Consider the following 24,262-nt stretch of genomic DNA (forward strand, 5'->3'; position numbering starts at 1 on the left):
GGCTCCTTCAGAAGGGCTGTGGGTTGCTGCCGGGCATGGACCAGGGTGTCAGTTCGTAACCGTCTTTGCTCAGCTCCAGGCGGGCCAGCTCGATCAGCCCGGCCAGGCGTGTGGCGTCGCTGTACTGGCTGCGGGCGACATGGCACTGGGAGAGCAGCTCCACGTCGCTATCGTCGAATACGCGGAAGGCGAAACTGGCGTCGTCGTTGTGCACCGTGGTTTCGCAGCAATGCGGCAGGAACGCCTGTTGGATGACGCCAAGCGCTTCGTCGAGACTCAAAGTGAGGCTCATGCCTGCTCCTCCATCTATCGGGGTCTATGGGATAGACGTGATGGTGCGGCAATAGGTTCGCTGCTGATTTTGCTGGCGCGGAGGCGACGCCGGGCGGGAAAAGAACCGAAAGGGAGGAAACGCGAGGATCTATGCGGGGAAACGCATGGCGGGTAGTGATCTACCCGCCTGGCGTGGGCGCCTGGAGATGCCTTATTCGGGCATGCTCCACGGCTCGAGGTTGTAGCCTTGCTGGCTCAGCTGTTCGCGCGATTGTTGCAGCACAGTGGCCAGTTGGGCGGGGTCGCGGTAGGCGCTGCTGGCGATACGGGTCTGGCCGACACGGGTGCTGGTGCGGTCGATGACGGTGAGGTTGAGTTCGCCGCTGCCATCTTGTTGGGACCAGGCTACGCACTGAAAAGGTTGAAAGGCGCGGCCGGCGATAATAAGTGCTTCGTTTTCGCGGAGCTGGGTGTTCATAGGGTCATTCTCCAAGGGGCCCGATAGGCAATCTGGCCATCGAGAGAACGCGCTACCGGTGGCCTGTATAGCGTTGATGACGGAACATGACCTTAAAGTCACATCCTGTCGTAAAAACATAGAAATATGTCGCATGTAACCGTTTTCCCTCATGTTTGCCGATGGTGCAGGACAGTCCCGGCTTATCGAAAGCCCTGTCGGTATCGCTACACATGCTGTGGCAGCAAGACGCTAGAGCCCCCTGGAGGGTGCCTCTACAATTCGAGTCTTCATGGGCGGGTGGCTTTGCTGCGCCGTCCGAAGCCACCAGCTCGCAGGGGGACTACCCATGAACGATTACGAGGAAACGCTCTACGACGGCTACGGCCAGCGCTTTCGCATGGACACGCTGCTGCACGAGGTGCGTAACGGACATCAGCATCTGGTTATTTTCGAGAACGCCCGCATGGGTCGCGTCATGGCGCTGGACGGCGTTATCCAGACCACCGAGGCCGATGAGTTCATCTACCACGAGATGCTGGCCCATGTGCCGATCATTGCCCATGGCAACGCCCAGCGCGTGCTGATCATCGGCGGGGGGGACGGTGGCATCCTGCGTGAAGTACGTCGTCATCACACTGTCGAGAGCATTACCCTGGTCGGGATCGACAGAGCGGTCGTCGACATATGCAAGAAGTTCCTGCCGAACCATTCCTGCGGCGCGTTCGATGACCCGCGCCTGAACCTGCTGATCGATGACGGTATGAACTTCGTGACCCATACCACGGAGACCTTCGATGTGATCATCTCCGATTTCACCGATCCGGTCGGCGCGGGCGAGGGGCTGCTTTCGGAGAACTTCTACCAGGCCTGCCGCCGCTGCCTGAGTGATGGCGGAATCCTGGTGACCCAGAACGGTACGCCGTTCATGCAGTTGAATGACGTGCAGACCACCGCCAGCCGCATGGATGGCCTGTTCTGTGACTGGCACTTCTACACGGCGGCCGTGCCTACCTATATCGGTGGCAGCATGACGTTCGCCTGGGGTAGCACCGATGGCAGCTACCGCAAACAATCGCTGGATGTATTGCGCCAACGCTTTGCCGGCAGCGGTATCGTTACCCGCTACTACAACCCGGAGATTCACATCGGCGCATTCGCCTTGCCGCAATACGTGTTGCAGGCCGTGAACAAGCCAAGCAACGATTGAGCTTCGGCGCGCCATCGTCGAGATAAGTGGAGTGGGGCGCCGATCAGATGATCTCTATCCTTGAGGCAATTGCGGGCAATCGACTCTTGCGTTTCATGATGTGCTGATTGCTGGGCTGAAGCCCACCCACTGTGGTGCCTGCAACTGCCTCGAACCGGTCATTCAGGCGAGACGTCAACACCTGGCGCCTACTTGTCCGCCCATTTACCGCCGCCGTTCTCGCAGTCGATCTTGATTTGCGGGCGGTTCGTGGCGGTGTAGAAGTAAGTGATGACCTTGGCGTCATCCGGCACGCTCAGGCTGTCTTCGCTGCCGCTTTCGCCGGAGGCACTGTGGTTCGCCAGGGCTTCCGGAGTCAGCCTGGCTGTGCACTGGCCGAAGTAGCCGGCCTTACATGTGGCCACCTTGCTTTTCTCGCTGGCGACCATTTCCTTGCTCTCGTTGCTGCATGACCAGTCGATCGCGCCGGAGGGCATGCCACGGTATTCGTAGCAGCTTTCGGTTTCCACCGTTGCTACCTGCGCGCTGGAGGATTGGTTGTGTACATGGCACGCCTCGGCGAACACGCCAGGTGAGGCGAGCAGGCAAGCGAGCACCATCAGGTAGTTGCTGTCCATGTGGAGTCTCCATGCCCGTATGGGCTTCAGGATGCCTTGCGCAGGGCCTCGACGAGTTCCTGCTTGCGCATGCTGGAACGCCCGGCAATGTTCTTCGCCCGTGCTTTCTGCATCAGCGATGCCTTGCTTTCTTCACCCAGCGATTGCCCACGGGGCACGCCATGTTTGGTGGCAACGGCACGCTTCGCCGAGTCTTTGCGGGCCTGGCTCTTGCGGCCTTCGCTGGTCGCACGGCCAGAGCCACCGGCACGCTCACCGCCGCCAGATTGCTTGTTCACTGTGGCCCAGGCGCGGGCTTCGGCCTGGTCTTTCGGGACACCTTTATCCTCATAGCTGGCTTCGATATGTTCGGCTTTGCGCTTCTGCGCGTCGGTGTATTTGTCTTTGCTTCCACGTGGCATGGAGACATCTCCTCTGCTGTTGCCGTCGATTGCGGCCGTCTTCATGTTGGAAGGGGCGCTGAATCCGTGGTTCGGCCTTTCTGATGAGTGGTGCCGAGCGTGATGCAGGCAATGGGCGTACAAAGATGGAACCTCCTCCGGCAATCGCAGACTCACTTTCATGGGAGCTGGCCACGTGTCGTGGCCAGCTCCGCGCTGGCTGCCGCCGCGCCGCCTGCCAGCGCCATCACCACGGGTGATGCGAGGCGCAGTGGGAAAGGACGAGGAGGGCTAAGCATGAAACGAGATTGGGACCTGATCCGCACGCTCCTGGTGGAAATCGAGGGACTGGGCATTGGCCAGCATTTCACCCCGCACGATTTTGCCGGACACAGCAGCGAGGCGGTGACGTACCACATCCACCTGATGGGCCAGGCCGGTCTGATCGAGTGGGCCAACCATCCCTGGAATGGTGAGCCGGTCGTGATTGCCAAGAGCCTCACGCTGGCCGGCCACGACTTGCTCGACATCATTCGCGACGGCGATATCTGGTCGACCTGCAAGGCACAACTGCAGGAGCGTCTGGGCGGTGTGTCCTACGAGGCCCTCATGCAATTCAGTCTCGCCAGTCGGCAGCAGCGCACCGCTGCACTCAATGGCAGCGCTGCCTTCAAGTAGCTGTTTCCTGTTTCACCCGGCCATTCACCGCAAGGGGACCGTTCATGCCCAGCGATACCGGCTCGCCAGTCGATCAAGTCGACGCCTTCAAGAACAGCATTCTGGCCAAACTGAAATATGCCGTCGGCAAGGACCCGCAGAACGCGTTCGGTCATGACTGGTTCGAAGCCGTTGCCCTCGCCGCACGCGACCATGTCGTCGACGAGTGGGAAGAGGCGTCGGCTCACGTCAAGGGCAAGAAGCGCAAGCGTGTGTATTACCTGTCGCTGGAGTTCCTTATCGGTCGCCTGTTGGTCGACAACCTGAGCAACCTCGGCTTGCTCGATGTGGCGCGCCAGGCCCTGGCCGAGTTGGGTGTGGATTTCGAGGCGGTGCGTGGCTGGGAGCCGGATGCGGCGCTGGGCAACGGCGGGCTGGGGCGTCTGGCCGCGTGCTTCATGGAGAGCATGGCCACGCTCAACCTGGCGGCCCATGGCTACGGCATCCGTTACGAGCATGGCTTGTTCCGCCAGGTGATCGTCGATGGCTGGCAGCAGGAGCACACCGAAACCTGGCTGGATTTCGGTAATCCGTGGGAGTTCGAACGCCCGGAGGTCAGCTACAGCATTGGCTTTGGTGGCAGCGTGGCGAGCCACGGCAATATCGACGAAGTTCCTCACCAGACCTGGCAGCCTGCCGAAACCATTCGGGCCATCGCCTACGACACGCCGGTGGTGGGCTGGCGTCGCTCCAGCGTCAACACCCTGCGCCTGTGGCGTGCGCGTGCCGAGGAAGACCTGCAGCTGGAACGCTTCAACGCGGGCGACCACTTCGGTGCCGTGGCCGACGTGGTACGTGCAGAAAGCATCTCACGCGTGCTGTACCCGGCCGACAGCACCGAGGCGGGTCAGGAGCTGCGCCTGCGCCAGGAGTTCTTCTTCGTTTCCGCCTCGCTGCAGGACCTGCTCAAGCGCCACATGGACCTGCATGGCGATATCCGCCTGTTGCCCATGGAAGTTGCGATCCAGCTCAACGACACACACCCTTCGATTGCCGTCGCCGAGCTGATGCGCCTGCTGGTCGACGAGCACCGCTTGAGCTGGTTCGAGGCCTGGGAGCTGACGGTCGCCACCCTGGCCTACACCAATCACACGCTACTGCCCGAAGCGCTGGAATCCTGGGCGGTGTCGCTGATGGAGCGCCTGCTGCCACGGCACATGCAGATCATCTACCTGATCAACGCGTATCACATCGACTCGTTGCGCGCGCGCGACATCCATGACTTCGACCTGCTGCGCGGCGTTTCCCTGATCGAGGAAGATCACGGCCGTCGCGTGCGCATGGGCAACCTGGCGTTCCTCGGTTCGCACAGCGTCAACGGCGTGTCGGCGCTGCACACCGAATTGATGCGCAAAACCGTATTCAGCGACCTGCATGGCCTGTATCCAGAGCGGATCAACAACAAGACCAACGGCGTGACGTTCCGGCGCTGGCTGTTTCAGGTCAATCCACAGCTTACCGAACTGTTGGTCGACGCCGCCGGGCCGGACCTGCTGGATGCGCCGGAAACCGCGCTGCACCGCATCGAACCGTTCGCCGAGAAGGCTACCTTCCGCAAGCATTTCGCCGCATGCCGCCAGCACAACAAGGAGGTACTGGCCCGGCTGGTATACGAGCGGCTGGGCATTACCCTGGATACCCAGGCGATCTTCGACGTACAGGTCAAACGCATCCACGAGTACAAGCGCCAGTTGCTCAACCTGCTGCATACCGTGGCGTTGTACCAGGCGATCCGTAACGACCCGGCCACCGACTGGGTGCCGCGGGTGAAGATCTTCGCTGGCAAGGCGGCGGCCAGTTACCAGCAGGCCAAGATGATCGTGAAACTGGCCAACGACATCAGCCGCACGATCAATGACGATCCAACCGTACGCGGCCTGCTCAAGGTGGTGTTCCTGCCCAACTACAACGTCAGCCTGGCCGAGGTGATCATCCCGGCGGCGGATCTGTCCGAGCAGATCTCCACCGCTGGCCTTGAGGCCTCGGGGACCAGCAACATGAAGTTCGCCCTCAATGGCGCGCTGACCATCGGTACCCTCGATGGCGCCAACGTCGAGATGTGCAAACTGATCGGCGCCGAGAACATGTTCATCTTCGGCATGACTGTGCAGGAAGTGGAGGCGCGCAAGCACGCCAGCGAGGCGGATACCTTGGCCCTGGTGGCGGGCTCCGGACGTTTGTCCTCGGCCCTGGAGGCCATCCGCAACGGGGTATTCTCGCCTGACGATCCGAACCGCTACGTCGCTCTGGTCGATGGCCTGCTACGTCATGATCGCTTCCATGTATGCGCCGACTTCGATGCCTACTGGGCAGCCCAGCGCAAGGTCGATGCCCTGTGGCAGACGCCGACCAAATGGTGGCGTTCGGCGGTGTTGAACACCGCCCGCACGGGGTGGTTTTCCTCGGATCGGACCATTCGTGAATACGCCAACGACATCTGGGGGATCGCCCAACCGGGCACTGATCACCAGAACCCGGCGGGATGACGCCTGGCCAGATAACCGAGGCGTAAACCAGCAGCCTTGGTGCAGAAGGCGGCCAGCTCGGTGTCGATAACGGTCTCGTTCAACGCCGCCAGGCTGATCTCTTGCCGATGCGTGTCTCCGTTGGCGTATTGCTGCTCCAATACGACCCGTTGGTTGGGCACGTCCCCGGTAATTCGGTAGGTGCTGTTGGCGCCCTGTTTATCGTGTAACGACAGTTGCAGTTGCGTATCGGCAACCGCGGCCAGGGTCGCCCTGTAGCCATGCGCATTGGCATAGCTGCAGGCTTCCTCCAGATAAGCGAGAACCGGGCCGCGCAGATGCAGTTCCAGGTGGCGCTGGAAGTTGGTGTCGGTCGGGTGGTCTGGTTGCCTGGTCATCTGCTTCACCTCGTGCTGGTGCATGATCGGCCCTGACGTCATCGCAGTACCTTCTTGAACATCTAGACCGGCAGGCCAGCGCAAAGGTCGTCCTTTCATCCAGGCAGGTGCAAGAAGACTGAAACTCTTTGCGCCGCGTGCGGCTCAGAACTCAGGTAGCTGCCTGATACATGCATTGGACGGGAGCCTGCCATGTTCAAGACCTTCCAGCATCACATTGCCTGGACTGACGCCATGAACGATGGCCGACGCTATGTCGGCCTGATCGAGTACCAACCCAAGCGGCCGGGTGCCAACGTCCAGGTCCTCTGGGTACTCGGGGTGGATTATGTCTGCGAGAGCGAGGCGGAAACCGCCGCCGACAACCTGCTCGACCAGATCCGCGATATCACTGCCGAAGGCCGGGTCATCTACTGTGACGACGTGGCGCTCTAGCGCTGCCGTACGTATTGCGCAAGCGTTGTCGCGATGCATCGACCGGCCCCTCGGTCGGCCAATACAGCAAACGCACAAGGAAACGCCGCCATGGCTCGAGCAATCTGGAAAGGGGCGATCAGCTTCGGGCTGGTGCACATCCCCGTGGCCCTGGTTTCGGCCACCACCCGCCAGGGTGTGGACTTCGATTGGCTGGACCAGCGCAGCATGGAGCCCGTGGGCTACAAGCGCGTGAACAAGGTCACCGGCAAGGAGGTCAGCAAGGAACATATCGCCAAGGGCGTGCAATACGAGAAAGGCCGCTATGTGGTGCTCAGTGAAGAGGAAATTCGCTCGGCACATCCAGCCTCGACCCAGACCATCGACATCTTTTCCTTCGTCGACAGCCACGAGGTACCGCTGCAGAACATCGATACTCCGTACTTCCTGGCTCCCGACAAACGCGGCGAGAAGGTCTACGCGCTGTTGCGCGAGACGCTGGTCAGTACCGGCAAGGTCGCGCTGGCCAACGTCATCCTGCACACCAAGCAGCACCTGGCAGTGTTGCTGCCCATGGACGCGGCCCTGGCGCTGGTGATGCTGCGCTGGCCCTCCGAGGTGCGCAGCATCGATCAGTTGGAACTGCCGAGCGCGGTGACCTCCGCGAAACTGGAAAAGCGTGAGCTGGACATGGCCAAGCGCCTGGTCAAGGACATGAGTGGCAGTTGGCAGCCTGACGAATACCGCGACACCTTCGAGGAAAAGATCATGCAGCTGGTCGAGCAGAAGGCCCGCGAGGGCAAGATCGCCAACGTGGAAGGTGTCGGCGAGGAGGAGGGGCGGCGCAGCGCGGACATCATCGACCTTACCGAGCTGCTCAAGCGCAGCCTGGGTGGCAAGGCCAAGGAGAAAAAGCCCGCGCCGGCCAAGTCGAGCAGCAAGAAGACACCGGCCAAGAGTGCCAGCCCTGCAACCAAGAAGAGCGCCACGCGAAAGTGAGCGCGCCGAGGTGACCGATGGCCAAGCCGCAAAGCGAATACGCCCGCAAGCGTAATTTCGATATCACATCCGAACCTGCCGAGAAACCAGCAGGCAAGCGCCAAGCCGGCTCGCTGCGTTTCGTGATCCAGAAGCATGATGCCAGCCACCTGCACTATGACTTTCGCCTGGAGCTGGACGGCACCTTGAAAAGCTGGGCGATCCCCAAGGGGCCGAGTCTGGACCCCAAGGACAAACGCCTGGCCGTTCACGTGGAGGACCATCCGCTGGGCTACGCCACGTTCGAGGGCAGCATTCCCAAGGGCCAGTACGGCGCGGGGGATGTGATCGTCTGGGACCAGGGCGTGTGGCAGCCCCAGGGTGATCCGGCGACCGCCTACAAGGCCGGCAAGCTCAAATTCACCCTGATCGGCGAGAAGCTCACCGGTGACTGGAACCTGGTACGCACCCACCTGCGTGGCAGTGGCGACAAGGAGCAGTGGTTGCTGATCAAGGAGCGTGATGAAACCGCGCGCGCAGCCAGCGACTACAACGTCGTACAGGCACTGCCGCAAAGCGTGATCAGCGGCGCGGTGATTGCCGCCAAGGCCAAGGCGGACAAAGCCAAACCCGTTGCCAGGGCAGCGAGCAGGAAAACGCAAAAAATAGCCGCCAGCCAGGCGCAAATCAGTATCCCCCACACCTTTTCGCCACAACTGGCGACCCTGGCTGAACGCCCACCGGAAGGCGAGTGGCTGTATGAGATCAAGTTCGACGGCTACCGCATTCTCGCCCGCGTGCTCGACGGCGAGGTTCGGCTGTTCACCCGCAATGGCCATGACTGGACGGAGAAGCTGGCGCAACAGGCCAAGGCCATTGCCGCGCTGGACATGCAGGACGGTTGGCTGGACGGCGAGGTGGTGGTGCTCAACGAGGATGGCCTGCCGGATTTCCAGGCGTTGCAGAATGCCTTCGACGTCGGTCGCAGCAACGACATCCTGTACTTCGTCTTCGACCTGCCGTTCCACGATGGGCACGACCTGCGCGACCTGCCACTGGAGCAACGCCGCGGCGAGCTGAAGAAGTTGGTTGGCCGTCGCCGCAGCGGTCCTTTGCGTTTCTCCGAAGCCTTTACCGCAGCGCATGGCGATATCGTCGAAAGCGCCTGTGCCATGTCCCTGGAGGGCGTGATCGGCAAGCGTGCCGGCAGCCGCTACGTGTCGCGGCGCAGCGATGACTGGATCAAGCTCAAGTGCCGTTTGCGCCAGGAGTTCGTCATCGTCGGCTACACCGCGCCACAGGGCAGCCGCAGTGGTTTCGGCGCCTTGCTACTGGCGGTCAATGACGACAGCGGACTGGTTTACGCTGGCCGCGTCGGCACCGGTTTCAACGAGGCGACCCTGAAACAGCTGCATGCGCGGATGAGCAAGCTGCAGCGCCGTGATAGCCCGCTGGCCGGCAAACTGACCGGCGCACAGGCACGCGGCGTGCAGTGGATCGAACCCACGCTGGTGGGCGAAGTGGAGTTCGCCGAGTGGACCCGCGAGGGTATCGTGCGTCAGGCCGCCTTTATCGCGCTGCGCAGTGACAAACCCGCCAGCGAGATTGTCCATGAACTGCCGCGTAGGCCAGGAAAAAAAACCGCCGGTGCGGCGAGTGCCGGCACGTCCACACCCAAGCGTGACAGCAAGGGCCGCGAAAGCGTGGCGGGCGTGCCCATCAGCCATCCGGAGCGGGTGATCGACAGCGAAAGTGGCACGCGCAAGGTCGACCTGGCGCGGTTTTATTGTGCGATCGCCGACTGGCTACTGCCGTTCCTGCGGCAGCGGCCCGTGTCCCTCGTGCGGGCGCCGGACGGTGTCGGCGGTGAGCTGTTTTTCCAGAAGCACGCCGAGCGCCTGGCCATCCCCCATATCAAGCACCTGGACCCGATTCTCGATCCCGGCCATGACCGGCTGATGGAGATCGATTCGCTGGCGGCACTGGTCGGCGCGGTGCAGATGGGCATGATCGAATTGCATACCTGGGGCGCGACCAGCTCGAGCATCGAAAAGCCCGATCACTTCGTCCTCGACCTCGACCCGGACACCGCCTTGCCGTGGCGCAGCATGCTCGAAGCCACGCGGTTGACCCTCAGCGTGCTCGATGAGCTGGGCCTGGATGCCTACCTGAAAACCAGTGGCGGCAAGGGCATGCACATCATCGTGCCGTTGGCACGCCAGGCTGGTTGGGAGACCGTCAAGGCATTCGCCAAGGCCATCGCCCAGTTTCTTGCCCAGCAGTTGCCGGAGCGGTTCACGGCGACCTCGGGACCGAAGAACCGGGTCGGCAAGATCTTCGTCGACTACCTGCGCAATGGCCGTGGCGCCAGCACCGTTGCCGCCTACTCGGTACGCGCCAGGCCCGATCTACCGGTATCGGTACCGATTGCCCGCGACGAGCTGGATGGCCTGCGTGCTTCCAATCAATGGAACGTGGCCAACCTGCAGGAGCGCCTGGACGCGCTCAAGAATGATCCCTGGACGGGGTACAGCAACCGTCAACGCATTACCAAGGCGATGTGGAAACGACTGGGCGCGGAGCCGGTGTGAACAAGCCCAGTCCACTGCTGCGTAGCGTGCCGCGCGCATCGATTGGTCTGCGGTGCGCACGGGGTCCCTACGGAGAGCGTCAATGCCGGCATCCGATCTGGCGTCGCTAATGCCCTCGATTTTCACCGCTGACAGGTGGCCAGGCTTGGCGCCGAGCCCCAACGGGCTGGCCCGGGAAACCGGCAGAGGTGGTGCCGGTCTTCGTCTATCTCGGTTGTTCCTATGCGGCCTGCGTCTATGCCCGAGGTGCTGCATGTTTCGGTTAATGGCTAATCGCCAGACGTCGCTTCAGCTGGCGAATGGGGCTGAACTTTTGCCTATCGGGGTCGTTCGGAACTAGTAGCCCAGGGGGAGCGGAATGATCTTCCTGCTCCCTGCCGCTCGCCCGAGGGTTTTCTCCCGGGTCCCGCTTGTGTGCCATCGCGCCGTAAAGGAGTCCGCTTCAATGCAGCCAGACATCCCCCACAAGCCCACTGGCCATCTGGTTGGCGAAGTACGGCTGGAGGAGGCCGTCGCACTGCCGCGCATCGCTATCGAGGCTGTGGAGCCGGCAGTCGAGGATGGCCGTTTCGCTGCCAAGGGCGTGGTCGGCGGCGAGGTGCTGGTCAATGCGGTGATCTTCGCCGATGGCCACGACAGGCTCGCCGCACGCCTGCTGTGGCGCCTGGTTGCCCAGGAACACTGGACGGCGGTGCCGCTGGAAAACCTCGGCAATGATCACTGGCAGGGACGCTTCGTGCCGACCCAGGTGGGCCGTGTGGTGTTCGTCATCGAAGCCTGGTGGGACGAGTACGCCACCTACGGCTACGAGCTGATGAAGAAATTCTCCGCGGGTGTGCCGCTCACCCTGGAGTTGCAGGAGGGCGCGTTGCTGCTGGACAAGGCGCTGGCGCGCACCGCTGGTGGCGAGCAGGTGGAGGAGCTGCAGGCCCTGCGCGCGCAGCTGGAGGGAAGCGAGGCGGTCGAGGCGCGCGTCAAGCTGCTATTGGCCGAGCCCACCGTTGCGTTGATGGCGCGATCCGATGGCCGCCCGCACCTGACCCGCAGTCGGCTGTTCCCGGTTGAGGTGGAGCGGCCGCTGGCACAGTTCGCCAGCTGGTACGAACTGTTCCCGCGTTCGGAGACCGACGATCCATCACGCCACGGCACCTTCCGTGATGTGACCAAGCGCCTGCCCGCTATAACCGCCATGGGCTTCGATGTGCTGTATTTCCCGCCGATCCATCCCATTGGCCGCGCTCACCGCAAGGGGCCGAACAATTCACTCGAGGCTGGCCCGGACGATCCCGGCAGTCCGTATGCCATCGGCAGCGCCGAGGGTGGACACGAGGCGGTGCATCCGCAGCTTGGCAGCCTGGAAGACTTTCGCGAGCTGGTGGATGCCGCGCGCTCCCAGGGCCTGGAAATCGCCCTCGATTTCGCCATCCAGTGCTCGCCCGACCATCCCTGGCTGCAGCAACATCCGGGCTGGTTCACCTGGCGCCCTGACGGCACGATTCGTCACGCCGAGAACCCGCCGAAGAAATACGAGGATATCGTCAACGTCGACTTCTACGCCGAGGCGTCGATTCCCGACCTGTGGCTGGCGCTGCGTGACGTGGTGATCGGCTGGGTGGAGCAGGGCGTCAGTCTGTTCCGTGTTGACAACCCGCACACCAAGCCGCTGCCATTCTGGGAATGGCTGATCGCCGATGTGCGTGCGCACCATCCCAAGGTCATGTTCCTCGCCGAGGCCTTCACCCGCCCGGCGATGATGGCGCGCCTGGGCAAGCTCGGCTTCAGCCAGAGCTACACCTACTTCACCTGGCGCAATACCAAGGCGGAGCTGGAAAGCTACTTCACTGAGCTTAACCAGCCGCCGTGGCGCGATTGCTACCGGCCCAATTTTTTCGTCAACACGCCGGACATCAACCCGTTCTTCCTGCACAACAGCGGGCGTCCCGGTTTTCTCATCCGCGCCGCGCTGGCAACTATGGGCTCCGGGCTGTGGGGCATGTATTCAGGCTTCGAGCTGTGCGAGGCCGAGCCGGTGCCGGGCAAGGAAGAGTACGTCAACTCCGAGAAGTACCAGATCCGCCCACGCGACTACCACGCCCCCGGCAACATCGTCGGCGAGATCGCCCAGCTCAACCGCATCCGCCGGCAGAACCCGGCGCTGCAGACCCACCTCGGCTTCCAGGCTTACACGGCGTGGAACGACAACATCCTCTACTTCGGCAAACGCACCGACGACCGCAGCAACTTCATCCTGGTCGCCATCAGCCTCGACCCGGTCAATGCCCAGGAAGCGCACTTCGAGCTGCCCCTGTGGGAACTGGGCTTGCCCGACGATGCAGCGATGCACGGCGAAGATCTGATGAGCGGCCATACCTGGACCTGGCACGGCAAGACGCAATGGATGCGCATCGAGCCCTGGCACCTGCCGTTTGGCATCTGGCGCATCAGTGTGCCGGCGGTGTGAACGCCCGGATGAACCCTTTATGAGTGAGCTTGCCGTGGGCCGGCATCCTGGCGATCAGCGGCCTGCCAGCCCGCATCGCGAGCAAGCTCGCTCCTACACAGGCATCGCTCTGCGCGCAGTGCCGGCAGACTCAGGAGTCACAGATGGCGAAGAAACGTAGACCGGCTGCCTTCATCGATGACCCGTTCTGGTACAAGGACGCGGTCATCTATCAGGTCCATGTGAAGTCCTATTTCGACTCCAACAACGATGGTATTGGCGATTTTCCGGGGCTGATCGACAAGCTCGACTACATCGCCGACCTGGGTGTGAACACCATCTGGCTGTTGCCGTTCTATCCCTCGCCACGCCGCGACGATGGCTATGACATTGCCGAGTATCGTGGCATCCATCCCGACTATGGCGGCATGGCCGACGCCAAGCGTTTCATCGCCGAGGCGCACAAGCGCGGCCTGCGCATCATCACCGAACTGGTGATCAACCACACCTCGGACCAGCACCCCTGGTTCAAGCGCGCCCGCGAGGCGAAGAAGGGCTCCAAGGCGCGCGATTTCTACGTCTGGTCCGATACCGACCAGAAGTACCAGGGCACGCGGATCATCTTTCTCGACACCGAGAAGTCCAACTGGACCTGGGACCCGGTCGCCGGCCAGTACTTCTGGCACCGTTTCTATTCGCACCAGCCGGACCTCAACTTCGATAATCCGCAGGTGCTCAAGGAAGTGCTCGGCGTCATGCGTTTCTGGCTCGACCTGGGCGTCGATGGCCTGCGCCTGGATGCCATCCCGTACCTGATCGAGCGCGACGGCACCAACAACGAGAACCTGGCGGAGACCCATCAGGTACTGAAGAAGATCCGCGCCGAGCTGGACGCCACGTACCCGGACCGCATGCTCCTGGCCGAGGCCAACCAGTGGCCGGAAGACACTCAGCTCTACTTTGGTGGCGAGAACGGCGGGCCGGGCGATGAGTGCCACATGGCCTTCCACTTCCCGCTGATGCCGCGCATGTACATGGCCATCGCCCAGGAAGACCGTTTCCCGATCACCGACATCCTGCGCCAGACCCCGGATATTCCGGACAACTGCCAGTGGGCGATCTTCCTGCGCAACCACGACGAGCTGACCCTGGAAATGGTCAGTGACCACGAACGCGACTACCTGTGGAACTACTACGCCGCCGACCGCCGCGCACGCATCAACCTGGGTATCCGCCGGCGCCTGGCGCCACTGGTCGAGCGTGACCGGCGGCGTATCGAACTGCTCAATAGCCTGCTGCTGTCGATGCCGGGCACGCCGACGCTGTACTACGGCGACGAGATCGGCATGGGCGACAACATCTTCCTCGGCGACCGCGACGGCGTGCGCACGCCGATGCAGTGGTCCATCGACCGTAACGGTGGTTTTTCCCGCGCCGACCCGGCCAGCCTGGTGTTGCCGCCAATCATGGACCCGCTGTACGGCTTCCAGACGATCAATGTCGAATCCCAGGCGCGCGACCCGCATTCGCTGCTCAACTGGACGCGACGCATGCTGGCGATTCGCAAGCAGCAGAAGGCCTTCGGTCGCGGCACCCTGAAAATGCTCGCGCCGAGCAACCGGCGCATTCTCGCTTATGTGCGTGAGTACACCGGCGTGGACGGCAAGCACGAGTTGATCCTCTGCGTGGCCAACGTGTCGCGTGCCGCGCAGGCGGCGGAGCTGGAGCTGTCGGCCTTCGCCGGCAAGGTACCGGTGGAAATGGTCGGCGGCACTTCGTTTCCGCCAATTGGCCAGCTCAACTACCTGCTGACCCTGCCGCCGTATGGCTTCTACTGGTTCCTGCTGGCCGACGAGGCGCAGATGCCCAGTTGGCATGTGCCGCCGGTGGAGCGTTTGCCGGAACTGACCACCCTGGTGATCAAGCGTGACCTGCAGGAGCTGTTGCAGGCGCCGAACAAACAGATCCTCGAACGCGAGTCCTTGCAGGCCTACCTGCCCAAACGCCGCTGGTTCTCGGCGGAGGCCGAAGCGCCGTCGCCGCGCCTGCTCTACAGCATGCCGTTCGGCGATCTGCGCGTACTGTGCGAAGTGGCGGTGGGCGACGACCATTACCAGATTCCCCTCGGCTACGTCGACGAGCACCAGCCCGGCAACCCGTTGCCGCAGCAGATGGCCCTGGCACGCCTGCGCCGTGGCCGCCAGGTCGGCCTGCTGACCGATGCCTTCACCTTGCCGGCGTTCACCTACGAGGTGCTCAACCACCTGCACAGCCGCAAGGTGCTGGAATGGCAGGGCAACGAGGTGCAGTTCCTGCCAACCGCGCAGTTCAGCGAGATGGAGGCAGTCTCCGGCGAGGAGATCCGCCTGATCTCGGCCGAGCAGTCCAACAGCTCGGCGGTGATCGGCGGGCGCATGGTGCTCAAGCTGGTGCGTCGGGTGTTCCCCGGTGTGCACCCGGAGGCCGAGGTCGGCGGTTACCTGACTGCCAGGGGCTTTGCCCATATCGCGCCCTTGCTCGGCGAGGTACGCCGGATCGATGCCGATGGCGTGTCGCATACACTGATGATCCTGCAGGGCTACCTGAGCAACCAGGGCGATGCCTGGACCTGGACGCAGAACACCCTGGAACGGGCGATCCGCGATGAGCTGGCGGGTGGCCTGTCCAGCGCTGAAAACCAGTACCTGGCACTGCACGAGCTGGAGCAGTTTGCCCAGATGCTCGGTCGCCGACTGGGCGAGATGCACGGGGTGCTGGCACAGGATTCGGACAACGTCGACTTCGGTTGGCGCGAAACCAGCCGCGCCGATACCGAGGCCTGGGGCGTGGCCATTGCCGCGCAGGTCGACGAAGCCCTGGATGCCGTGAGCAGCGTGCGTGCCGGGCTGGGCGAGGTCGCTGCCGGGCAGGCTGACTGGCTACTGCAACGTCGCGCGCAGTTGCTGGCGCTGGTCAAGCGCCTGGCCGTGCGGGCCAGTGGCGGGGTGAGCATGCGCGTGCATGGCGACCTGCACCTGGGGCAGGTGCTGATCGTGCAGGGCGATGCCTACCTGATCGATTTCGAAGGGGAGCCGGCGCGCAGCCTGGAACAGCGCCGCGCCCGCTACAGCCCGTTGAAGGATGTCGCCGGCATGCTGCGCTCGTTCGATTACGCCGCCGCCATGGCGCGCCGCACCAGCCAGGGTGCGGATGCATCCAGCGAAGCCGAGCAGGCCCGGCAGGCCATCGCCAACCAGTACCTGCACCAGGTGCGTACCGCGTTCTACGACAGCTACCGCCTGGCGGCGGCCAACCTGCCGCATGCCTGGCACGAGCGTGAAGGCGAGGGCATGGCCCTGGCACTGTTATGCATCGAGAAAGCGGCTTACGAAATTCTTTATGAAGCTCGCTACCGTCCCGACTGGCTGGAAGTACCGCTGGCCGGGCTGATGGAGTTGAGCGTGCCTCTTCTTGGGAGTAGCGCATGAGTGTTGCAGGCAGCCCGCGGGCCGATATCGAGGCACTGCTCAGGGGCGAACACCTCGACCCGTTCTCGTTCCTGGGGCCGCATGCCGACGGCAAGGGTGTCTGGGTGCGTACCTATCAGCCTGGTGCCTTGCGCATCGAAGTGCTCAGCGCCGGCAGCGGCGCGGCATTGGGCGAGATGACCCAGAGCGAGGCACCGGGGCTGTTCAGCCTGCACCTCGATCACCCGCAGCCGTATCGCTACCGCATCCACTGGGGCGAGGGCACCCAGGAAACCGAAGACCCCTATGCATTCGGCCAACTGCTCGGTGAGATGGACCTGTACCTGTTCGCCGAAGGCAATCACCGTGAACTGGGCCAGAGCTTCGGCGCGCAGCTGGCAAACCACGAGGGGGTAGACGGCGTGCGCTTTGCCGTGTGGGCACCGAATGCCCGGCGGGTGTCGGTGGTCGGCCATTTCAATGGCTGGGACGGCCGTCGCCATCCGATGCGCCAGCGTATTCCCAGCGGTGTGTGGGAGCTGTTCATCCCGCGCCTGGCGGCGGGCGAGGTGTACAAGTACGAGATCCTTGGCCGGCACGGCCTGTTGCCGCTCAAGGCCGACCCGCTCGCCCTGGCCACCGAGTTGCCACCCGCCACCGGCTCGGTGGTCTCGGAGCCGCTGGACTTCGACTGGCACGACAGCGAATGGATGGACAGTCGTGGCGAGCGTCAGGGGCATGATCGGCCATTGTCGATCTACGAGGTGCACGTCGGTTCCTGGCGCCATGCCGGCGAGGACGACAATTCCCGCCCGCTGAGTTGGCACGAGCTGAGCGAACAACTGATTCCCTATGTGTTGGACATGGGCTTCAGCCACATCGAGCTGCTGCCGATCATGGAGCACCCGTTCGGCGGCTCCTGGGGCTACCAGCCGCTGTCACAGTTCGCACCGACCTCGCGCTACGGCAGCCCGCACGATTTCGCCGCCTTCGTCGATGAGTGCCACCAGGCCGGTATCGGCGTGATCCTCGACTGGGTACCGGCGCATTTCCCCACGGATGACCACGGCCTGGGTCGCTTCGACGGCACCGCGCTCTATGAGTACGAACACCCGTTCGAAGGTTTTCACCAGGATTGGGATACCTACATCTACAACCTTGGCCGCACCGAGGTGCATGGCTTCATGCTGGCTTCGGCGTTGCACTGGCTGCGCGCCTACCATGTTGATGGCCTGCGCGTGGACGCGGTGGCCTCGATGCTCTACCGCGACTACTCGCGCAAGGCCGGCGAGTGGATTCCCAATCGCCATGGCGGCCGCGAGAACCTCGAGGCCATCGACTTCATCCGCCACCTCAACGACGTGGTCGCCACCGAGGTGCCGGGCGCACTGGTCATCGCCGAGGAATCCACCGCCTGGCCAGGCGTGAGCCGGCCAACCCGCGAGGGCGGCCTGGGTTTCGCCTACAAGTGGAACATGGGCTGGATGCACGACAGCCTCAAGTATGCCAGCGAAGACCCGCTGCACCGTGGCCATCACCATCATCAACTGACCTTCGGCCTGCTCTACGCCTTCTCGGAGGATTTCATCCTGCCGATCTCCCACGATGAGGTGGTGCACGGCAAACGCTCGCTGCTGGACAAGATGCCCGGCGACCGCTGGCAGAAGTTCGCCAACCTGCGCCTGTACTTCAGCTTCATGTGGAGCCATCCGGGCAAGAAACTGCTGTTCATGGGCTGCGAGTTCGGCCAATGGCGCGAGTGGAACCACGACGCCCAGCTCGACTGGTACCTGCTGCGCTACTCGGAACACCAGGGCGTGCAGGGCCTGCTGCGCGACCTCAACTATTTGCTGCGCCACGAACCGGCGCTGTACCAGCAGGATGGTCGCGCTGAAGGCTTTCGCTGGCTGATTGGTGATGACCAGGACAACAGCGTCTATGCCTGGCTGCGCCTCGGTGAAGACGGCTCACCGTTGCTGGTGGTGCACAACTTCACCCCGGAGCCCCGTATCGGCTATCGCATCGGCGTGCCCCTGAGCGGCATCTGGAACGTCGCGCTGAACAGCGATGCCGAGCAGTACAGCGGTTCCAATGCCGGTAGCCAGGGCGAAGTGCAGGCCGAAGAACTGATCAGCCATGGTGAGAGTCATTCGCTGGTCCTCGACCTGCCGCCACTGGGTGCGCTGATCCTGCGGCCGGTGGATGGCTGAGGATGGCCAGGGGGCGTTGTGCTGTGTGCAATTGGTCGGCTGCGCCGTGGGTAGGGTGGGCTTCAGCCCACCAATGCAGCTCAACGTTGGCTGAAACGAGGCGCTGTGACCACTCTGGATTTCTGGTTGGTGCCACGTTCTGCATTGATCGTTCCCACGCTCCGCGTGGGAATGCATCCGAGGACGCTCTGCGTCCATAACGTCCGGCAGCGTGTGGCGCTCCCACGCGGAGCGTGGGAGCGATCAGTGGGTGGCTACGAGTGCAATAAGCGCGAGCTTCTGTGGGGGCTGGCGGGCTTTGGCCCACCAGCCTCGTCGCATCTGGACACATCATTCGAGGATCAGCTCAGGCTTCCACCGCTTTGGCCTTGCTGTCTTGGCTATCAGGCTTTTCGCCCGCTTTGCTCGAGTCCTGCTGCGCCCGCAGTTTCTTTGCGCGCTTCTCCAGCACCAGGTAGACGCCGACCGCTACCGCCAGCGGCAGCAGCAGGTAGATCGCCCGATAGCCGATCAGGGCGGCCAGTACGGCGCCTTTGGATACCTGATGGTGGAGCATGGCGATGAACACCGCTTCCAGCACACCGAGGCCGGCGGGGATATGGGTGATGACCCCGGCGATGCTGCTGATCAACATGATGCCGAGCACGGTGGGGTAGGTGACGCCCTCGGGCAGCAGGAGGAAGACCAGCAGCGAGGACAGCGACCAGTTGAGCATCGACAGCCCGGCCTGGCTGAGTGCCAGGCGGGTCGAGGGCAAGGTCAGTTGCTGATCACGGAAGTGCCAGGCGCGGCGTTTGGCGAAGTGACAGGCGAGCAGGTAGATGGCCGATATCGCCAGCAGGACGAAGCCGATCAGCTGCAGGCCGGTGACACCGATGGCCCAGCCTTCCGGCAGCTTCACCAGGCGCAGGGAGAAAACACCACCGGCCATGATCAGGTAGCCCAGCCAGTTGGTCACCAGGCTGAAGGTCAGCACCTTGGTGATGGTGGCCACGTCCAGGCCGAGACGTGAGTAGAGGCGATAGCGCAGGGCGATGGCGCCGACCCAGGAACTGAGGTTGAGGTTGAACGCGTAGGCGGCGAAGGCCACCGGCAGGATCTGCCTGGCTGGCAGCGTGTGTTTCACATAGGCACGGCCGAGCAGGTCGTACGTGCTGAAGATCAGGAAGCTGAGCACGGTGATGCCGACGCAGATCAGCAGTATCGAGGTGCTGTAGCCCTGGATCGCATCCTTGACCTCGTTCCATTCCAGGTTCTTCACCAGCATGAACAGCAGCACCGGCACGAGGATCAGGAACAGCAGGTTCAGCGCACGCTTGGCCCAACGTAGCTGCGCCTTGCGTCGGCTGCGCTTGGGGTCGTCATGCGCGGCGGCGTTCATGAGATATTCTCCTGGTCGAAACACACTTCGTTGGTATCGCCAACCGCGACGGTCTTCAGCGATCTGAGCTTGGGCGTGTGGGCAGGTAACCAGCCGGCAATGGCCGGGAAGTGCCGCAGGAAGTGGAAGTAGAAGAAGATGATCGGCCCGCGCCACCAGTAGCCGCGCAGCACGCGCTCCAGGCTGATCTGCTTGCAGTGGGCGGCGGCCAGGGCGGTGAGGTGGTCGTGCAGGTAGTGGTTGAACGCCGGGTCGCGGATGATCAGGTTGGCCTCGAGGTTCAGCGATAGGCTCAACGGGTCGAGGTTGCTCGAACCCACGGTCGACCATTCATGGTCCGCGAGGGCGACCTTGCCGTGCAGCGGGCGCTGACAGTATTCGCAGATGGTCACGCCTTCGCGCAGCAGGTAGTTGTAGAGCAGACGCGAAAAGCCACGGGCCCAGGGCATGTCCGGCTGGCCCTGGAGAATCAGGGTGACCTTGACCCCGCGGCGCGAGGCATTGCGCAGTTCGCGGATCAGCCGGTAGCCCGGAAAGAAATACGCGTTGGCGATCACCAGACGCTGCTGGGCCTTGCGGATGGCCTCCAGGTACTGGGTCTCGATGTCGTCGCGGTGGTCGTCGTTGTCACGTATCGACAGGCGAATGCGCGCAGAGCCGGCGTGGCGTGTCACGGGTGTCAGCCGGCTATTGTTGCGGGCGGCGGGGCTGAGCATCTGCAGGGTATCGTGGTGGATGTCGGCGACGACCGGTCCGCGCACGACCACGGCATAGTCCTGCTTGGCCATGGGACCGTAATCGTCGAGGTGGTCTGCCGAGTAATTCAGGCCGCCGATGAAGGCCAGTTCAGCGTCCACCACCACAACCTTGCGGTGCAGGCGGCGGAACAGGTTGGTACGCATGCCGAGCACGCGGGGGCGCGGGTCGAACATGTGAATCTTGACGCCGGCTTCGATCATCTGGGCCAGAAATGGCTCACTCAGGTCCGCAGTGCCATAGCCGTCGACGGTGATCTCCACACGCGCGATGCGCGTGGCGGCGTCGATCAGAACTTGCTGCAGCTCGGTGCCGACCTTGTCCTCATAGATGATGAAGGTTTCCAGCAGCACTTCCTTGCGCGCCGCACGAATGGCCTCGAATACACGGGGGTAGAAGGCTTCACCGTTGATCAGCAACTCGACCTGGTTGCCGTCGTGCCAGGCATAGCTCATAGGTGGATCTCCACGGCGAGCGGCGCATGGTCCGACAGGTGCGACCAGGGCCGGGTGGACAGCACGACAGGGTTGCGGGTGCGCGCGTTGCGCACATAGATGCGGTCCAGGTAGAGCAGCGGCCAGCGGGCGGGAAAGCTCTTCGCTGGCGTGCCGAATTCGCGCACGAAGGCCTCATGCAGGCCCTGGCGGGCAAGAACGGCATCGGCGCGCAGGCGCCAGTCGTTGAAGTCCCCGGCAACGATCACCGGCGCATCCTGCGGCAGTAGGGCGACCACGTCACAGAGCAGTTGCAGCTGCAGTTGCCGGTGGGATTCGCGCAGGCCCAGGTGCACGCAGATCGCATGCACCTCGCGACCGGGCACATCCAGGATCGCATGCAGCAGGCCGCGTTCCTCGTTGCCGCCCACCGAAACGTCGAGGTTCTCGTGATGCAGGATGGGGAATTTCGACAGCAGGGCATTGCCGTGGTCGCCATCGGGATACACGGCGTTGCGCCCGTAGGCGAACTCGGTCCACATGCTGTCGGCGAGGAATTCGTAATGGGGGGTCTGCGGCCAGTTATCGAAGCGCCTGGCGTGGCGCTGGTGGGCGCCGAGCACCTCCTGCAGGAACACCACGTCGGCACCGGTGGTGCGTACCGCATCGCGCAGCTCGGGCAGGATGAAGCGCCGGTTGAAGAAGGTGAAACCCTTGTGGGTGTTCACCGTCAGCACTTTCAGCGTGGTGACCGCCGGGTCTTCGGCAAGGCGCAGAAGGGGCGATGTACTCATCCCGGGATTCCTTCTTGCAAGCGGCCGGGCACTGCGTCGAGTGCATCTGCCAGGCCGAGTTTTTCCAGCAGATGGCGGGCGTCGTAGGGCGCCCGAACCTTCACGTCATTGTCGAAGTAGCAGTAGATATCCCGCGAGCGACGTCCGCTGCCGCCGCGCTGCTTGACCAGATGGGCGTCGCCCGGCTGCTTGCCGTGCCGCCACAGCTCGATGCGTTCGCGCCAGCGCTCCAGGGCGGCATCCGAGTAGCCGCTGCTGTAGAGCTTCTTGTCGCCATGCAGGCGCATGTAGACGAAGTCGGCGGTCAGGTCCTCGACACAGGGCCATTTGCCGGCGGTGTCCGCTACCACCAGGGCCACGTCGTAGTGGCGCAACAGCTCGATGAAGGCGGGTGTGAGGAAGCTGACGTTGCGGATCTCTACCGCGTGGCGCATCGGTTGCCCGGAGGGGATATCCAGGTAACCCTCCTGCTGCAGGCGCGCGCTGCAATGGCGGGCGATGCGCTTGGCGCCACTGCTGTCGCGCGGCAATTGCCGGAGAAATTCATCGAACAGGGTGGCGTCGAAGGTGAAGCTCGGCGGGAATTGCCAGAGGATCGGCCCGAGCTTGTGGCGCAGCTGGAACAGGCCCGAAGCGAGGAAGTTGGCCAGCGGCTCTTCGATCTCGCGCAAGCGTTTGACGTGGGTAATGAAGCGCGGAGCCTTGATGCTGAAGACGAAGTCATCGGGCACGTCCGCGCCCCAACTCGCGTAGCGCTGGGGCGTTTGCAGGGCGTAGAACGAGCCATTGATCTCGATGCTGTTGACCGCCCGCGAGGCAAAGGCCAGCTCGCGCTTCTGCGTCAGTCCCTCGGGGTAGAAATCCCCACGCCACGGCGCATACCGCCAGCCGGAGATGCCAATGCGCACATCGCTGCTCATGGCTGTTCCTGTCTTCACGAGGGTTTCGGCGTTGCCGGCCTGTCGTGGCTCGAACCCTGGATAGCCTCGTCCAGCTGCGCCTCGCTGATGATCTTTTCCTCGCTGCCCGTGGCTGCGTGGGCCAGCTGTTGCGGATGCAGCTCGACCTTGATCCAGCCGCTTTCGCGACGGTCGAAGGCCTTGAAGGCGGCAATGGCGTCGCTCATCGGTTTGATCTGGGTAAGGATCTTGGCCGGGTCGATGCGTTTGTTCATGACCATGTCGATCAGCATGGGGATGTATTTGCGGTGATGGCAGTTGCCCATGTTGATGGTCAGGTTCTTGTTCATCGCCATACCGATCGGGAAGCTGCGCGCCTGCTGCGGATATACGCCGATGATCGACAGCGTGCCGGCCTTGGCCAGCGCTTCGACGGCCCATTGCAGCGCCTGGCTTGGTGCGTTTCCGGGGTGCCAGTTGGCGCCATCGGGGTGGGTCTGGGGCGTGACCTCGGCCATTTCCTGGCGGAAGCTGGCGATATGGGCCTCGTCAGCCTGGCAGGAATGCTCGGCGTCGACACCAACGGCATCGATGGCACGGTCGACACCAATACCGCCGGTCAGGCGTTTCAGCGTTGCGACCGGGTCTTCCTGGTCGAAGTTGATGGTCTCGGCGCCTTGCTGGCGGGCCATCTGCAGGCGGTCGTCGAGGTGGTCGATGGCGAATACACGGGCTGCGCCGAGCAACTTGGCGCTGGCAATGGCGAACTGGCCGACCGGCCCGCAACCGAACACGGCCACGGTGTCGCCATCGGTGACTTCGGCCATTTCCGCACCAAAGTAGCCGGTGGGGAAAATGTCCGAGAGCAGGATGGCCTGATCGTCGCTGATTTCGCTGGGCAGTTTGATCAGGCCGATATGGGCGAAAGGGATACGGGCCTTTTCCGCCTGCAGGCCGTGGAACGGGCCGGTCATCTCGGGGCCGCCGTAGAAGGCCGTACCGGCTTCCTTGCCGTTGGGGTTGGCGTCGTCGCACTGGGCGTAGTAACCGGCGCGGCAGTAGGCGCAGTTGCCACAGGCGATGGTCGAGGGCACCACCACGCGATCACCGATCTGCAGGTTGCGCACGTCGCTGCCCAGTTGTTCGATGATGCCAACACCTTCATGGCCGAGGATGGTGCCCGGTTTCATCGGGCTGACGGTACCGCGCACGAAGTGCAGGTCGGTGCCGCAGATGGCCGAGGCGGTCAGGCGGATGATGGCATCGGTCGGGGCGAGCAGGGTGGGTTCGGCGACGTCGTCAAGGCGGATATCACCCACGCCATGGAACACAATGGCTTTCATAGCAGATCCTCGTGAGGGGGAAACAGACGCGGCGTCTGCTGACGCCGACAATGAGGATC

Annotated in this window: 19 protein-coding genes; 9 read left to right on the forward strand and 10 right to left on the reverse strand. The window is 63.2% G+C overall.

Translation table 11 applies throughout. The features are described 5' to 3' along the window. Window positions 1-7: 7 nt before the first annotated feature. Window positions 8-292, reverse strand: coding sequence for a DUF1652 domain-containing protein (locus ACWPW0_RS10310; protein ID WP_454255268.1), 285 nt, complete (start codon window positions 290-292; stop codon window positions 8-10). A gap of 192 nt (window positions 293-484) precedes the next feature. Continuing rightward, entirely contained in the window at window positions 485-751 is a 267-nt protein-coding gene (locus ACWPW0_RS10315; protein ID WP_454255269.1) for a hypothetical protein, read from the reverse strand. A gap of 328 nt (window positions 752-1,079) precedes the next feature. On the opposite strand from ACWPW0_RS10315, the gene speE reads away from it, so the two are divergent. Beyond that, window positions 1,080-1,940 (forward strand): polyamine aminopropyltransferase, encoded by an 861-nt coding sequence (speE, locus tag ACWPW0_RS10320; protein WP_454255270.1) that lies wholly within the window; start codon window positions 1,080-1,082, stop codon window positions 1,938-1,940. Between the two features lie 188 nt (window positions 1,941-2,128). On the opposite strand, the gene ACWPW0_RS10325 is transcribed toward speE, so the two are convergent. Both ACWPW0_RS10325 and ACWPW0_RS10330 read right to left on the reverse strand, forming a co-directional pair. Beyond that, on the reverse strand, window positions 2,129-2,557 hold the full coding sequence (locus tag ACWPW0_RS10325; protein ID WP_454255271.1) for a hypothetical protein: 429 nt from the start codon (window positions 2,555-2,557) through the stop codon (window positions 2,129-2,131). Between the two features lie 26 nt (window positions 2,558-2,583). Beyond that, entirely contained in the window at window positions 2,584-2,958 is a 375-nt protein-coding gene (locus ACWPW0_RS10330; RefSeq protein ID WP_447592063.1) for a Rho termination factor N-terminal domain-containing protein, read from the reverse strand. Window positions 2,959-3,234: 276 nt separating this feature from the next. On the opposite strand from ACWPW0_RS10330, the gene ACWPW0_RS10335 reads away from it, so the two are divergent. Together ACWPW0_RS10335 and ACWPW0_RS10340 are read left to right on the forward strand one after the other, a co-directional pair. Next, a complete protein-coding gene (locus tag ACWPW0_RS10335) occupies window positions 3,235-3,615 on the forward strand; it encodes a DUF2513 domain-containing protein (protein ID WP_454255272.1) in 381 nt (126 codons plus the stop codon). A gap of 44 nt (window positions 3,616-3,659) precedes the next feature. Then, window positions 3,660-6,140 (forward strand): glycogen/starch/alpha-glucan phosphorylase, encoded by a 2,481-nt coding sequence (locus ACWPW0_RS10340; protein ID WP_454255273.1) that lies wholly within the window; start codon window positions 3,660-3,662, stop codon window positions 6,138-6,140. Here the strand turns inward: ACWPW0_RS10340 and ACWPW0_RS10345 are convergent. Further along, window positions 6,119-6,517: a hypothetical protein gene (locus ACWPW0_RS10345; RefSeq protein ID WP_454255274.1), complete on the reverse strand. Its 399-nt coding sequence runs from the start codon at window positions 6,515-6,517 to the stop codon at window positions 6,119-6,121. The two genes, ACWPW0_RS10340 and ACWPW0_RS10345, sit on opposite strands and share 22 nt — an antisense overlap. 192 nt (window positions 6,518-6,709) lie before the next feature. On the opposite strand from ACWPW0_RS10345, the gene ACWPW0_RS10350 reads away from it, so the two are divergent. The 6 genes from ACWPW0_RS10350 (at window position 6,710) to glgB (ending at window position 18,596) form a co-directional block, all read left to right on the forward strand. Continuing rightward, a complete protein-coding gene (locus tag ACWPW0_RS10350; RefSeq protein WP_447592055.1) occupies window positions 6,710-6,952 on the forward strand; it encodes a hypothetical protein in 243 nt (80 codons plus the stop codon). 90 nt (window positions 6,953-7,042) lie between these two features. Then, the gene (gene ku, locus ACWPW0_RS10355) at window positions 7,043-7,930 is read left to right on the forward strand and encodes a non-homologous end joining protein Ku (RefSeq protein ID WP_454255275.1); all 888 of its coding nucleotides are present in this window, start codon (window positions 7,043-7,045) and stop codon (window positions 7,928-7,930) included. A 17-nt stretch (window positions 7,931-7,947) separates the two neighbouring features. Further along, a complete protein-coding gene (gene ligD, locus ACWPW0_RS10360; RefSeq protein ID WP_454255276.1) occupies window positions 7,948-10,500 on the forward strand; it encodes a DNA ligase D in 2,553 nt (850 codons plus the stop codon). A gap of 445 nt (window positions 10,501-10,945) precedes the next feature. Next, complete coding sequence (locus ACWPW0_RS10365; RefSeq protein ID WP_454255277.1) at window positions 10,946-12,961, forward strand: alpha-1,4-glucan--maltose-1-phosphate maltosyltransferase; 2,016 nt, start codon at window positions 10,946-10,948, stop codon at window positions 12,959-12,961. A gap of 143 nt (window positions 12,962-13,104) precedes the next feature. Next, window positions 13,105-16,407, forward strand: a complete 3,303-nt coding sequence (gene treS, locus ACWPW0_RS10370; protein WP_454255278.1) for a maltose alpha-D-glucosyltransferase — start codon at window positions 13,105-13,107, stop codon at window positions 16,405-16,407. Then, complete coding sequence (gene glgB / locus ACWPW0_RS10375) at window positions 16,404-18,596, forward strand: 1,4-alpha-glucan branching protein GlgB (protein WP_454255279.1); 2,193 nt, start codon at window positions 16,404-16,406, stop codon at window positions 18,594-18,596. The genes treS and glgB overlap by 4 nt, the downstream gene beginning before the upstream one ends. A 346-nt stretch (window positions 18,597-18,942) precedes the next feature. On the opposite strand, the gene ACWPW0_RS10380 is transcribed toward glgB, so the two are convergent. The 5 genes from ACWPW0_RS10380 to ACWPW0_RS10400 are packed head-to-tail and all read right to left on the reverse strand — an operon-like array spanning window position 18,943 to window position 24,203. Beyond that, window positions 18,943-19,977: a lysylphosphatidylglycerol synthase domain-containing protein gene (locus ACWPW0_RS10380; RefSeq protein WP_454255280.1), complete on the reverse strand. Its 1,035-nt coding sequence runs from the start codon at window positions 19,975-19,977 to the stop codon at window positions 18,943-18,945. Continuing rightward, window positions 19,974-21,188 carry a cardiolipin synthase ClsB gene (clsB, locus tag ACWPW0_RS10385; protein ID WP_454255281.1) on the reverse strand — a complete coding sequence of 405 codons (1,215 nt, stop codon included), beginning with the start codon at window positions 21,186-21,188 and terminating at the stop codon, window positions 19,974-19,976. Before clsB ends, ACWPW0_RS10380 begins: the two co-directional genes overlap by 4 nt. Then, window positions 21,185-21,961, reverse strand: a complete 777-nt coding sequence (locus tag ACWPW0_RS10390; protein WP_447592042.1) for an endonuclease/exonuclease/phosphatase family protein — start codon at window positions 21,959-21,961, stop codon at window positions 21,185-21,187. The genes clsB and ACWPW0_RS10390 overlap by 4 nt, the downstream gene beginning before the upstream one ends. Then, entirely contained in the window at window positions 21,958-22,881 is a 924-nt protein-coding gene (locus ACWPW0_RS10395; RefSeq protein ID WP_454255282.1) for a DUF72 domain-containing protein, read from the reverse strand. Before ACWPW0_RS10395 ends, ACWPW0_RS10390 begins: the two co-directional genes overlap by 4 nt. A gap of 14 nt (window positions 22,882-22,895) precedes the next feature. Next, entirely contained in the window at window positions 22,896-24,203 is a 1,308-nt protein-coding gene (locus ACWPW0_RS10400) for a zinc-dependent alcohol dehydrogenase (RefSeq protein ID WP_454255283.1), read from the reverse strand. Window positions 24,204-24,262: the final 59 nt, after the last annotated feature.

It is taken from the genome of Pseudomonas sp. Marseille-Q8238, from assembly GCF_965111915.1.

What these genes read in the sequence shown, in the direction of transcription:
- ACWPW0_RS10310 (WP_454255268.1), bottom strand. Translation starts at nt 292, where the DNA reads ATGAGCCTCACTTTGAGTCTCGACGAAGCGCTTGGCGTCATCCAACAG.
- ACWPW0_RS10315 (WP_454255269.1), bottom strand. Translation starts at nt 751, where the DNA reads ATGAACACCCAGCTCCGCGAAAACGAAGCACTTATTATCGCCGGCCGC.
- speE (WP_454255270.1), top strand. Translation starts at nt 1,080, where the DNA reads ATGAACGATTACGAGGAAACGCTCTACGACGGCTACGGCCAGCGCTTT.
- ACWPW0_RS10325 (WP_454255271.1), bottom strand. Translation starts at nt 2,557, where the DNA reads ATGGACAGCAACTACCTGATGGTGCTCGCTTGCCTGCTCGCCTCACCT.
- ACWPW0_RS10330 (WP_447592063.1), bottom strand. Translation starts at nt 2,958, where the DNA reads ATGCCACGTGGAAGCAAAGACAAATACACCGACGCGCAGAAGCGCAAA.
- ACWPW0_RS10335 (WP_454255272.1), top strand. Translation starts at nt 3,235, where the DNA reads ATGAAACGAGATTGGGACCTGATCCGCACGCTCCTGGTGGAAATCGAG.
- ACWPW0_RS10340 (WP_454255273.1), top strand. Translation starts at nt 3,660, where the DNA reads ATGCCCAGCGATACCGGCTCGCCAGTCGATCAAGTCGACGCCTTCAAG.
- ACWPW0_RS10345 (WP_454255274.1), bottom strand. Translation starts at nt 6,517, where the DNA reads ATGACCAGGCAACCAGACCACCCGACCGACACCAACTTCCAGCGCCAC.
- ACWPW0_RS10350 (WP_447592055.1), top strand. Translation starts at nt 6,710, where the DNA reads ATGTTCAAGACCTTCCAGCATCACATTGCCTGGACTGACGCCATGAAC.
- ku (WP_454255275.1), top strand. Translation starts at nt 7,043, where the DNA reads ATGGCTCGAGCAATCTGGAAAGGGGCGATCAGCTTCGGGCTGGTGCAC.
- ligD (WP_454255276.1), top strand. Translation starts at nt 7,948, where the DNA reads ATGGCCAAGCCGCAAAGCGAATACGCCCGCAAGCGTAATTTCGATATC.
- ACWPW0_RS10365 (WP_454255277.1), top strand. Translation starts at nt 10,946, where the DNA reads ATGCAGCCAGACATCCCCCACAAGCCCACTGGCCATCTGGTTGGCGAA.
- treS (WP_454255278.1), top strand. Translation starts at nt 13,105, where the DNA reads ATGGCGAAGAAACGTAGACCGGCTGCCTTCATCGATGACCCGTTCTGG.
- glgB (WP_454255279.1), top strand. Translation starts at nt 16,404, where the DNA reads ATGAGTGTTGCAGGCAGCCCGCGGGCCGATATCGAGGCACTGCTCAGG.
- ACWPW0_RS10380 (WP_454255280.1), bottom strand. Translation starts at nt 19,977, where the DNA reads ATGAACGCCGCCGCGCATGACGACCCCAAGCGCAGCCGACGCAAGGCG.
- clsB (WP_454255281.1), bottom strand. Translation starts at nt 21,188, where the DNA reads ATGAGCTATGCCTGGCACGACGGCAACCAGGTCGAGTTGCTGATCAAC.
- ACWPW0_RS10390 (WP_447592042.1), bottom strand. Translation starts at nt 21,961, where the DNA reads ATGAGTACATCGCCCCTTCTGCGCCTTGCCGAAGACCCGGCGGTCACC.
- ACWPW0_RS10395 (WP_454255282.1), bottom strand. Translation starts at nt 22,881, where the DNA reads ATGAGCAGCGATGTGCGCATTGGCATCTCCGGCTGGCGGTATGCGCCG.
- ACWPW0_RS10400 (WP_454255283.1), bottom strand. Translation starts at nt 24,203, where the DNA reads ATGAAAGCCATTGTGTTCCATGGCGTGGGTGATATCCGCCTTGACGAC.